Genomic DNA, 12,230 nt, shown 5'->3' on the forward strand with positions numbered 1-12,230 from the left:
TGAAATAGTTATGTATAAGTGCGTATATGCGCTATTTCATGCGATTGTATATTGCTGGAAAATACGAAAGATCCTCGGCATTCTCAAATAAAAGACTTATAACATTACTGTTTTGGTGCTTTTATGATTTTTGTCAAAGCTGATCTCAAAGCATTTAGATATAATTTCTACATTAATTATTATAATTATACGCCTTGACACGATATCATGCCATGGTGTATAATTCTTGTGTATAATATAATTGATGTAATGTGCAAGGAGGATATATGAAAAATTATCTCAATGAAAGCCTTTCAGCTCAGGAAAGAGCTGAAGCACTTGTAAATGAAATGACCGTAGAGGAGGCGGCTTCACAGCTAAGATATGACGCTCCTGCTGTTGAGCGGCTCGGCATTCCTGCCTATAACTGGTGGAATGAGGGTATCCATGGGCTTGCACGAAGCGGTGTTGCCACCATGTTTCCACAGGCAATAGGTCTTGCGGCTATGTTTGACACCGACCTTGTGTTCAAAGTGGCAGATATAACCTCTACAGAAGCTCGTGCCAAGTATAATGAGTATTCAAAGCGTGATGACAGGGATATATACAAAGGTCTTACCCTTTGGGCACCTAATATAAATATTTTCAGAGATCCACGCTGGGGCAGAGGTCATGAGACTTACGGTGAAGACCCTTATCTTACCGCAGAGTGCGGCAAGGCATATGTAAAAGGCTTGCAGGGCAGTGGCAAGGTACTGAAAACTGCCGCTTGTGCAAAGCATTTTGCAGTACATAGCGGACCTGAGGCTGTTCGCCATGAATTTAATGCAGAGGTTAGTTGGAAAGACCTTGAAGAGACCTATCTTTACGCCTTTGAGGAGCTTGTGAAAAAAGCAAATGTCGAGGGTGTAATGGGTGCGTATAACCGTGTGAATGGCGAGCCGTCATGTGCTAGTGAGTTTCTAATGGGCAAGCTCGACAAATGGGGTTTTGATGGCTATTTTGTTTCTGATTGCTGGGCAATAAGGGATTTCCACGAACACCATTTGGTGACGTCTTCTCCTGTAGAGTCGGCCGCAATGGCACTTAAAGCAGGCTGTAATGTGAACTGCGGTTGTACGTATGTACACCTGCTTTCTGCTCTTGATAAGGGGCTTGTGACAGAAGATGAAATCAGGGCTTCCTGTGTTGCTCTTATGAGAACTCGCATAAGACTTGGTATGTTTGACAAGTCAACGGAATATGACAACATACCATACAGCGTTGTTTCTTGCCCTGAGCATAAAGCTGTATCCTACCAGTGTGCAGTGAAGTCCATGGTGTTGCTCAAAAACAAGGGTATTCTTCCGCTTGACAAAAAATCAATATCAACTATCGCTGTAATAGGTCCAAATGCGGACAGCAGAGCGGCTTTAGAGGGCAATTATAACGGCACAGCCGACAGGTATGTTACTTTCCTTGAGGGTATCGAGGACGCATTTGATGGCAGGGTGCTTTATGCTGAAGGCTGTCACTTGTATAAGGACAGAGTATCGGGTCTTGCACAGGCAGGGGATAGATACGCCGAAGCTGAGGCGGCAGCGGCAAATTCTGATATTGTGATACTTTGCGTTGGTCTTGACGCCACTATTGAGGGCGAGGAGGGCGACACAGGTAATGAGTTTTCATCAGGTGACAAGAACGATCTAAGACTTCCTGAAAGTCAGCGCGAGCTTATAAAGCGTGTCGCAAAGATCGGCAAGCCTATGATAGTGGTATGTGCGGCAGGAAGCTCAATAAATATCGAACATGATTGTGACGCTCTTATTCACGCATGGTATCCAGGTTCAGAGGGCGGCAAGGCTATAGCGGATATTATTTTTGGTAAAGTGTCGCCATCAGGGAAACTGCCTGTTACATTCTATAATAGCGCCGACAAGCTACCTTGCTTTACTGATTATGCTATGTCTGATAGAACATATAGGTACACGAGAGATAACATTCTTTATCCATTCGGCTATGGCCTTACTTATGGAGATGTTGTTGTTACATCGCTTAGTTATGACGATGGCAAAGTCAATGTAGAGGTAGAAAATAACGGTGCCGATACATGTGATGTTATCGAACTTTACATTAAATCACATTGTGATAATGCTCCGGCTTATCCTGTGCTGTGTGGCTTCAAGAGGATTTTTGTCAAAAAAGGTGAAAAGCTTGATGTTGAAATCGAAATACCTGACAAAGCTTTCACAACAGTGTCAGATATCGGCGAGAGAAAACAGTTTGCAAAGGAATTCACCCTCTATGTTGGTACGCATCAGCCTGATGAACTTAGTTGTCAGCTTAGTGGTACAAACTGTATGAGTATCGAGATAGAACGATAATGAAAAGAGATCTTACAAACGGCAGTATCATAAGCTTGCTTCTTGCTTTTTCAAGCCCGATGATACTGTGAAATCTGCTCCAGCAGGTGTATAATATTGCCGACACATTTATTGTTGGCAGATTTCTTGGCAAAAACGCCCTTGCGGCTGTGTGCGGCACATACACCCTCACGACTTTTCTTTATTCGATCATAATATGTCTGTGCATGGCTGTGGCTCGCTTGTTTCTTATTGTTTCGGTGAAAGAAATGAACGCCGCCTGAAAGGCTGTTTGAACATATCATTTCTGATGATAGGCTCTGTTACTTTGGTGACAGAGCCTATCACATTGTGCTTTTCCAATGAGATTTTGAAACTTTTGCATACTCCAATGAAAATAATGTTGTTGACATCTGATTATGTTAGAATTATCCTGTCAGGTGTGGGACTTTGCTTTTACACTCTTGCAGAAGAACCTCTTTTGCGACTATCCTTCATGAAAAAATCTTGGAAGGATTGCAGCTTTGGTGAAGTGGTGCGAATGTCGACCGTTGCCTCAGTTCAGCAATCTGTCATGAATTTCGGCATACTTATGATACAAGGACTGGTAAATAGTTTTGGAACGACTGTAATGGCGGCTTTTACAGTAGCCGTTCATAATTGTTAAATTAAGCTGTCAGCTTATATGATTTTCCAACAAATACTTGACTGATTTAGTTTATCTTATTGTATGTTATAACAAAAAAACCAATTTTTTGTTGAAATACAAAAAAACGTATCGTTTAAAGTTGACTTTTTGAATAGAATGTGATAAAATTATTATTGTACGGTTTATTTTTTGGGAAAATAACGAAAATATCAACAATAGGGTGAATAATACAAATGAAAAAAAATTACACTATCAAGGATCTTCTGGTACTTCTTCTCGGAAAGGTTTGGTATATCGTTGCCGCTTCAATAGTGTGTGCGATACTGGCCCTTTTCGTATCAAAATTTGTTATGAGTAAGCAGTATCAGTCACACGTTTCAATGTATGTTAAAAGTGCTGATAATCAATCAACGGGTCAGGATAAGACTAATGTTGACTTACAGGATATTAACGCTTCAAAGTCATTGGTACAGACCTACATTGTTATACTTACTGATGACCCGGTAATGAACGAGGTAAGTGATAAGCTTCTTGAGATGTATACTCCTGAACAGCTTGCTCCTTATTTTACTGTAACAAGCGGCAGGGTTTCAAATGATGGTCTGAGAAATGCTTATAGCATGACCGCTGTAAATCAGACAGAGGTACTTCAGATAACTGCCACAACAACCAATGCAAAGCTTTCTTCTGACCTTTGTAACATCATGGCTGACGTCGCTCCAAGCTTTCTTATAAGAGTTATCGGTGCAGGCTCAGTTGAAAAGATAGGTGATGCTGAAGTTTACAATACACCTGTTTCTCCTAACACCACTAAAAATGTTGCCCTTGGCTTTGTTGGTGGCTTGATGGTGGCTGTTCTAGTGATACTTGTTATCGACTTCTTCGACAACACTGTAAAGAATTCTGATGAGCTTGGCGAAATTTATCAGAAGCCTATCGTTGGTGAGATAATGAATATTGGTGGAAAGACTTCTAAAAAGGATGAAGGTTCTTCTGCTGACAGAAAAAAACAGCTTCTGTTCAATAATAAGGATATACCGTTTAATATTGTAGAGAACTACAAAACAATGCGTACAAACCTTATGTTTACACTTTCTACAACACGAAATAAGATAGTTGTCGTTTCTAGCCCTAATCCAAGTGAGGGTAAGTCTGTAACAGTTGCAAACCTTGCAGCTTCAATGGCTGAAACAGAAAATAAGGTACTTCTTATTGACGCTGATATGAGAAGACCTGTTCAGCACAGAAACTTCAAGTTAAAAAACAATGTTGGACTTTCAACAATACTGAGTGGTGAAAGCACATTTGATAAGTGTGTGCATGAAACCAAGAATGGCAATTTTGCTGTTCTTACATCAGGCGTTTTGCCTCCAAACCCGTCAGAGCTTCTTGCTTCTGAGAAAATGCGTGAATTGCTTGAATATGTTCAGCATAAGTATGATTATGTTATTGTCGACGGAACCCCGTTGCTTCCTGTAACTGACGTAATGAGCCTTGCAGACGAGGTCGCAGGCGTTCTTCTTGTGGCAAGATATGGCAGAACTACATATCAGGAGATAGAGGAGTCTATGAAGAAGCTTGAGATAGGCGATTGCAATCTGCTTGGGTTCGTTCTTAATGATATTTCCGCAAAGAACGGTTCTCATTACGGATACAAGTATAGCTACAAGTATAAATATGACTACAGCTATAAATACGGTGGGAAGGATACTTCTGCCGAAAGTTAAATGACATGGAGATGTTAGATTGACTACCGATTATCACAGCCACATACTGCCGAATATTGATGACGGCTCTGACAGCATCAAAACATCACTTAAAATGATAAAAATGATGAAACAGCAGGGCATAGGTATAATTGTGGCAACACCGCATTTTTATATGCACAGGGAAGCTTCTTTAGACAGTTATCTTGTCAAACGGCAAAATGCTTATGAGAAGCTCATGGCATCTGACCCTGCCGTGAAGGATATACATATTGGTGCTGAGGTGGCTATAGAAAAAGGCATCAGCGTATTAGGAGAACTTGAAAAGCTGTGTATCAGCGGAACAAGACTTATTCTTCTTGAACCACCATTCACTCAGTATAACAGTTGGATCGTCGAGGAGATAGACGAGATAGCAAATTCTCGAAGGCTTATTCCGATAATCGCCCATGTACATAGATATATGGGCGTTTATTCAAAGTCAGATCTGAAAAGTCTGATGTCTGTGGATGCAGTTTTTCAGATAAATGCAGAAGCTTTTGAGCATTTTTCCACAAGACGTTTTGTTAATAAGCTTATTTCAAGTGGCAGAGATTTTGTCTTTGGAAGCGATGCTCATAATCTTGATGATAGAAAACCTAATTTTGATCTTATAGCTAAAAGATCTGGAAGTGAAAATATAAGACGTTCTGATAAAGTACTCATGTCTGCTATGGCTGACGAAGAAAGAATGTTTGCTTTTTAAGTATAGAAAAAATATTGATGATATTATAAATAGCCTGCACTGTGCCATTGAGGGGTGGCCATGGTGTGATCTTATTCATTGCTTTAATTGAGCGGAGGTATGTTTTATTTATGGAGAAAACAAGTGAAAACACAGTTCAGGTGTGGAAAAACAAAAAGATAAAGCATTGGATGCTTATTGCATTCTTTTTGTGTTTCTATGATATTGTTGCCGTAAATCTATCCTACATTTTTGGACTTTTTATCAGATTTGACCTTACTTTTTCTGCAATACCTAAGGAGTATATGCTTGCCTATGTAAAGTTTGCTCCAATATATACAGCTTTCTGTGTTGTGGTGTTTTTTGTGTTCAAGCTTTATAATAGTTTGTGGAGATTTGCTAGCATTGGCGAACTGTCAAGGATTTTTTTGGCCTCGATAGTTACTACCATATTCCAGGCTGTGGGTATAACATTACTCTTCATGAGAATGCCTGTGGCTTACTATATAGTAGGAGCGGGAACTCAGTTCGTGCTTATAACAGCAGTGCGTTTTGCCTATAGATATATCACCCTTTTAAGAGCAAAACAGGTAACAAATCAGGTGGCAGTGCATAATGCAATGGTCATTGGTGCAGGTGCTTCGGGTCAGATGATCCTTAAAGAGCTTACGATGTCAGAACGTGCAAATGCAAGACCACTCTGCATAATCGATGATAACCCAAATAAGTGGGGAAGAAATATCGGAGGAGTTCCTATCGTCGGTGGCCGTGATTGCATTATGGAAAGCGTCAAAAAGTATAATATTGATCAGATCCTTTTTGCAATTCCAACTGCATCACCTGAGAACAAAAGGGATATCCTTAATATTTGTAAGGAAACAGGCTGTGAGATGAAACAGCTTCCGGGCGTTTATCAGATAACAAATGGTGAGGTGCTTCTCAGCAAGATGAAGCCTGTTGCAGTCGAGGATCTGCTTGGAAGAGAGCCTATCAGAGTAAACATGGACGAGATATTCCAGCACCTTAAGGGTAAGACCATATTGGTAACAGGTGGTGGTGGCTCTATCGGAAGCGAGCTTTGCCGACAGATAGCAGGTCATGAGCCTAAACAGCTTATAATATTTGACATTTATGAAAACAATGCTTATGAAATAGAGCAGGAGCTTAAACGTAAATATGGCAGTAAACTCAATCTTGTGACGCTTATCGGCTCTGTTCGTGACAGCAGACGTATCAATGACGTTTTTGAAAAATACAAGCCTGATATCGTTTATCACGCAGCAGCACATAAGCACGTTCCGCTTATGGAAACAAGCCCTAATGAAGCTATCAAAAACAATGTTGTTGGTACATACAAGACAGCCTATGCCGCTTTGAAGCATGGCACAAAGAGGTTTGTGCTTATAAGCACTGATAAGGCTGTAAACCCTACTAATATTATGGGTGCAAGTAAAAGACTCTGCGAAATGGTCATCCAGAGCATGGACGCTATCAGCAAGGCAGGCAGAACAGATCTTCTACCTATGCTCCATGCACACGTTGATGAAATGACAGACGGTATGCTTGAGAACGATCCGATAGACGAGATAGCTGTTGATAATATAGAGAGCAGTGAAGCGGTTAAGATCGAAAGCGTTGGCAATAAGGACAGAAATGGCACACAGTTTGTTGCAGTTCGTTTTGGAAACGTTCTTGGAAGCAACGGCTCTGTAATCCCACTGTTCAAAAAGCAGATAGAAGCAGGCGGTCCTGTTACTGTTACTCACCCTGATATCATAAGATATTTCATGACTATACCTGAGGCTGTGAGCCTTGTTCTTCAGGCAGGCACATACGCATGGGGCGGCGAGATATTTGTCCTTGATATGGGTGCGCCTGTGAAGATAGACACACTTGCGAGAAATCTTATCAGACTTTCAGGATATAAGCCTGATGTAGATATTAAAATAGTTTACTCAGGTCTGCGTCCTGGCGAGAAGCTTTTTGAGGAGAAGCTTATGGCAGAGGAGGGCATGATGAAAACGGATAATGAGCTTATCCATATCGGAAAGCCTATACCGTTTGACACAGAAACGTTCCTTGGTCAGCTTGGAGAGCTTGCTCGTGCAAGCTATAACAATGACGAAAATATCGTTGAAATGGTCGAAAAGATCGTTCCAACATTCAGTCCTGTAGGTGATAAACCAACAGGTAATGAAAAATATGGCAGAAACGATGTTGCAGTTTCTGCGGCAAAATAATAAAAGATCCATATTTCAGCACTGCGGGGATTTCTGCGGTGCTGTTTTTATGCCTGAAATTTCACACTTTTTCTTGATGCTACTTGAAAAAAGGCTGTTTATGTGGTATAATGAATAATGAATGTAAATTTGCGTAAAGGACTATTTCTATATGAAAAAATGGAGAATAAACAGACCTGACCCTGTGAAAACTGCAGAGTTTATGAACAAGTGTGACTTGAAAAGCCTTACCCTAGACGTCATGACTTCAAGGGGTTTCACTGACTTTGACAGCCTTGCTGATTTTTTTAAAGGCGAAGAACTTAGTGATCCTTTTCTTATAAAGGATATGGCTATAGCCGCCGAGGTGATAAACAAGGCGGTTGATCAGTATGACCTTATTTGTATTTACGGTGACTATGACTGTGATGGAGTTACATCCACCACTATACTTTACAACTATCTTGAAAGCATGGGCGCAAACATTATGTACTATATTCCTGAGCGTGAGGCTGGATATGGCATGAACATGGAAGCTATTGAAATGCTTGCAGAAAAGGGTGTTAAGCTTATCGTCACTGTGGATAACGGCATTTCCGCGGTTGAGGAAGCTGAACGTATTGCAGAGCTTGATATGGAACTTGTTATCACAGATCACCACCAACCGCCTGAGAAGCTTCCGAGGGCAAGGGCTATTGTTAATCCGCATCGTGCAGATTGTCCTTCGTCATACAAAGACCTTGCAGGAGTTGGTGTAGCTTTCAAGCTTTGTGCTGCACTTGACGGTGGCAGTTACGACACTGTTATGGAACAGTATGCCGACATTTGTGCTATCGGTACAGTTGCGGACGTTGTGCCACTCACAGGGGAAAACAGAACTATTGTTAAGCGTGGTCTTGAATATCTTGCAAACACCGAAATATTGGGACTAAACTATCTTATAGATAAAGCAAAGCTTGATAGAAATGCTCTTGACTCAACAGGCATTGCTTTTAGGATTGCCCCTGTTATAAACGCTTCGGGCAGATTTGGCTCACCACTTACAGCGGTAAAAACACTTCTAAGCGAAGACCCAGAGGACGCTGAAAATTATGTTGACACTCTTTTAAATCTTAACGCCCAGCGCAAGCAGACGGAAACAGAGATAATGACAGAAATAGTAAACCATATAAACGCTCACCCTGAAACTCTTGACCATAGAGTGCTTGTGCTTTCAGGCAAGGGCTGGCACCACGGAGTTATTGGCATTGTTTCTTCACGCATTTTGGAATTTTACGGAAAGCCAAATGTTATAATCTCCATTGATGATGATGGAAACGCACGAGGCTCTGCGAGAAGCGTAAAGGGCTTCAATATATTCAAGTGTTTTCAGCATTGCGGAGAGCTGCTTGATAAATTTGGTGGACATGAGTGTGCAGGAGGTCTGTCGCTGAAGGCTGAGAACATCGAAAAGTTCACTCAAATGGTGTATGAATACAGCGATCCTATGGAGAAATTCCCTAGCGTTGAGCTTATAGCGGATAAGCTTCTTATGCCACAGGATATCAACCTTGATAATGTAAAGGGTCTTTCAGCAATGGAGCCTTTTGGTGCAGAGAATCCAGCTCCCGTTTTTGCAATGCTTGGAGTAAGAGTAGATAAGATAATACCGCTGTCACAGGGCAAGCATACAAAGATCGAGTTTTCATACGGAAGCTATAGAGGACAGGCTCTTATTTTCTCCCTTGCACCTGAAAAAGCTTGTTTCGCAGTTGGCGATAAGCTTGATATGCTCGTGGAGCTTGGAATAAATGTGTTCAATAACCGTGAGTCCATATCCATAAGAGTTATCGACCATAGATTGAGTGGAGTAAAGCAGGAAAGATATTTTGCGGCAAAGGATTGTTATGAAAAGCTCATGCGCGGGGAACAGCTTCCTGCAAGTTTTATAAGAAAAATAATCCCGACAAGGCAGGAGCTTATCGGTGTATATAAATACATAAGTGCAGTTAAGAATATTACGTTGGATAATCTTTTCATGAAAATATCAAGCGACAGCATGAATTATTGCAAACTGCATATTTGCGTTGATATTTTCCGTGATAGGGGTCTTATCGAGTTCAGACCCGCAACTATGAAAATAAGCTACGTTGTGCCGAAACAAAAGGTAAATCTTGAGGACTCTGAAACTCTTGTTAAGCTGAATGAAATGCTTGGAAAGGCAGGTAACTAAAATGTCAGATAAAGAGAATATTTTGCTTGATCCTGCTGAAATGGATAAGATAGAAAATATGCCTGAGATAAAAACTGTCAGTGAAGAAGATCTTCCTGCCGAATCCGAGGTTAAAGAGCAGTTTGAAGAAAAGCCTGCTCCTACGGCTTCGCCTGACTATACCGACGCTGTGCCTGAAGCTTCAAAGCCTGAGCATATAGGTGAGAGGTCGGTGTGTTCCATTGATGCACTTATTCAGAAAATACTTGATGGCGAGAGGCAGTACGATCTGTCAAAAATCGTTTCCGCCTATGAACTTGCTGAAAAGTATCATCACAATCAGAAAAGAGAGTCTGGCGAGCCGTATATAACCCACCCGCTGTCTGTTGCATATATTCTTTTGGAGCTTGGCATGGATACTGATACTATTTGTGCAGCACTTCTTCATGACGTTGTGGAGGACACTCCATGCACTCTTGAAGAATTACAGAAGAATTTTGGCTCAGACGTTGCAATGCTTGTAAATGGCGTTACAAAGCTGAAAAAGGTAGAAACTTTCACCAAAGACGAGCAGAAAGCCGAGAATATCAGAAAAATACTCCTTGCAATGAGCGAGGATATTCGTGTTATTATCATAAAGCTTGCAGATAGACTTCACAATATGCGTACTCTTAATTATTGCAAAGATTCAAAACGCAGAACTATCGCCCATGAAACAATGAACATCTATGCACCGATAGCTCACCGCCTTGGAATACGCTCAATTAAAGATGAATTTGAAGATCTTGCTTTTTACTATCTTGATCCTTATGCTTATGCCGAGATAGACGAGCAAATGCAGCTCAGAAAGGGCAGCCGTGAACAGCTTGTTGAAAACATCAAGCACAAGATACATGACAGGCTTGAAAAGGATTTTGACCCTGTTCCCCTTATCGAGGGTCGAGTTAAAAGCAATTATGGTATTTATAAAAAGGTATATCGTGACGGCAAGGAGATAGACCAGATATATGATCGTTATGCCGTAAGAATTATCGTCAATACAGTTACCGAGTGCTATAACGTACTTGGCATAATCCACGATATGTTCAGACCTATCCCAAATAGATTTAAGGATTATATTTCCACTCCTAAGGCTAATATGTATCAATCGCTTCACACGACTGTTATCGGCAGAGAGGGAATACCTTTCGAGGTTCAGATAAGAACATGGGAAATGCACAGAACGGCTGAATACGGTATCGCCGCTCATTGGAAATATAAAGAGGGCGTAAGGGGTAGCTCAAAGGACGATCAGCGCCTTGCATGGATAAGACAGATAATCGAGTCACAGCAGGAGTCAAACGACGTTGAAGAGATAGTAAGGGCTATCAAAAATGACCTTGCTCCTGAGGACGTCTTTGCTTTCACTCCAAAGGGCGATATGATAACACTGCCTGTTGGCTCAACTGTTATCGACTTTGCTTATGCTATCCACACACAGGTGGGTCATAAGATGTGCGGCGCAAAGGTAGACAAGAAAATGGTGTCTTATGATTATCAGATAAAAACAGGCGAGATAATCGAGATACTTACTACCAACGTTGAAGGTCATGGTCCAAGCCGTTCATGGCTTAATATCTGCAAGACCAATGAAGCCAAATCCAAGATACGTTCATGGTTCAAAAAGGAAAGACGAGAGGAAAATATCTTTGAGGGCAGAAATGCTCTTGAAAGAGAGTTCCGCAGAAATAATATAAGAGTGCCTGAGGAAGAACTTGAGGACTTTCTCAAAATGGATATGCACAGACACAGTTGTGATACTCTTGATGATTTCTTTGCAGCCATAGGTTACGGTGGTGTTCAGCTTTCAAAGGTGATGCAAAGGCTGAAATCTGAGTATAATAAGAAATATGGTGAAAAGGCTCAGCCTGATACTTCTGACCTTGAAAATAAGATAAAGACTTCCAAAAATTCCACTGGTGTTATCGTTGACGGCATCGACAACTGCGCTATCAAGTTTGCACAGTGCTGTAATCCGCTTCCAGGTGACGAAATAGTCGGCTTTATCACGAGAGGTCACGGCATATCCGTGCATAAAAAGGATTGCGTGAACTATCTTTCGCAGAAAGATGATCCTGAAAATGCCGCTCGTTGGATAAATGTTAAGTGGGAAAGTTCTGAAAAGCATACGGGCTATTTCAAGTGTACTTTGGATATCGTTGCGGTTGACAGAATAGGTCTGCTGGCAGACGTTTCGTCAGCGCTTGCAATGATTAATATTTTTATCTATGAGTCAACCTCAAGGGAACTGAAAAACGGCAATGCAATGCTTTCCGTAACTGTCAGCATTGCAGGAATGGAACAGCTCAACAATGTTATAAACAAGCTTCAGAAAATAAAGAACGTTATTTCTGTTGAAAGAAGCGGTAAATAAGAAAGGA

Annotated in this window: 6 protein-coding genes and 1 pseudogene; all 7 read left to right on the forward strand. The window is 41.2% G+C overall.

Features of this window, described 5'->3' with window-relative positions; all coding sequences use genetic code 11:
* Window positions 1-266: 266 nt before the first annotated feature.
* The 7 genes and pseudogenes from OCV57_RS02265 (at window position 267) to OCV57_RS02295 (ending at window position 12,223) form a co-directional block, all read left to right on the forward strand.
* Window positions 267-2,342: a glycoside hydrolase family 3 C-terminal domain-containing protein gene (locus OCV57_RS02265; protein WP_267300351.1), complete on the forward strand. Its 2,076-nt coding sequence runs from the start codon at window positions 267-269 to the stop codon at window positions 2,340-2,342.
* Window positions 2,343-2,428: 86 nt separating this feature from the next.
* Window positions 2,429-2,712, forward strand: a pseudogene (locus OCV57_RS14460) (MATE family efflux transporter); the annotation flags it as partial.
* A gap of 491 nt (window positions 2,713-3,203) precedes the next feature.
* A complete protein-coding gene (locus OCV57_RS02275; RefSeq protein ID WP_267300352.1) occupies window positions 3,204-4,697 on the forward strand; it encodes a tyrosine-protein kinase domain-containing protein in 1,494 nt (497 codons plus the stop codon).
* Between the two features lie 19 nt (window positions 4,698-4,716).
* On the forward strand, window positions 4,717-5,421 hold the full coding sequence (locus OCV57_RS02280; protein ID WP_117923736.1) for a CpsB/CapC family capsule biosynthesis tyrosine phosphatase: 705 nt from the start codon (window positions 4,717-4,719) through the stop codon (window positions 5,419-5,421).
* A gap of 110 nt (window positions 5,422-5,531) precedes the next feature.
* Window positions 5,532-7,640, forward strand: a complete 2,109-nt coding sequence (locus OCV57_RS02285) for a polysaccharide biosynthesis protein (RefSeq protein ID WP_242989197.1) — start codon at window positions 5,532-5,534, stop codon at window positions 7,638-7,640.
* A gap of 151 nt (window positions 7,641-7,791) precedes the next feature.
* Window positions 7,792-9,831 (forward strand): single-stranded-DNA-specific exonuclease RecJ, encoded by a 2,040-nt coding sequence (gene recJ, locus OCV57_RS02290; protein ID WP_267300353.1) that lies wholly within the window; start codon window positions 7,792-7,794, stop codon window positions 9,829-9,831.
* Window position 9,832: 1 nt separating this feature from the next.
* Window positions 9,833-12,223, forward strand: a complete 2,391-nt coding sequence (locus tag OCV57_RS02295; protein WP_242989196.1) for a RelA/SpoT family protein — start codon at window positions 9,833-9,835, stop codon at window positions 12,221-12,223.
* The last annotated feature ends 7 nt before the right edge of the window (window positions 12,224-12,230 follow it).

This window comes from Hominimerdicola aceti, from assembly GCF_025567495.1.
GTDB lineage: Bacteria > Bacillota > Clostridia > Oscillospirales > Ruminococcaceae > Hominimerdicola > Hominimerdicola aceti.

Coding starts and splice junctions, on each gene's coding strand:
- OCV57_RS02295 (WP_242989196.1), top strand. CDS start 9,833: ATGTCAGATAAAGAGAATATTTTGCTTGATCCTGCTGAAATGGATAAG.
- OCV57_RS02275 (WP_267300352.1), top strand. CDS start 3,204: ATGAAAAAAAATTACACTATCAAGGATCTTCTGGTACTTCTTCTCGGA.
- OCV57_RS02265 (WP_267300351.1), top strand. CDS start 267: ATGAAAAATTATCTCAATGAAAGCCTTTCAGCTCAGGAAAGAGCTGAA.
- recJ (WP_267300353.1), top strand. CDS start 7,792: ATGAAAAAATGGAGAATAAACAGACCTGACCCTGTGAAAACTGCAGAG.
- OCV57_RS02285 (WP_242989197.1), top strand. CDS start 5,532: ATGGAGAAAACAAGTGAAAACACAGTTCAGGTGTGGAAAAACAAAAAG.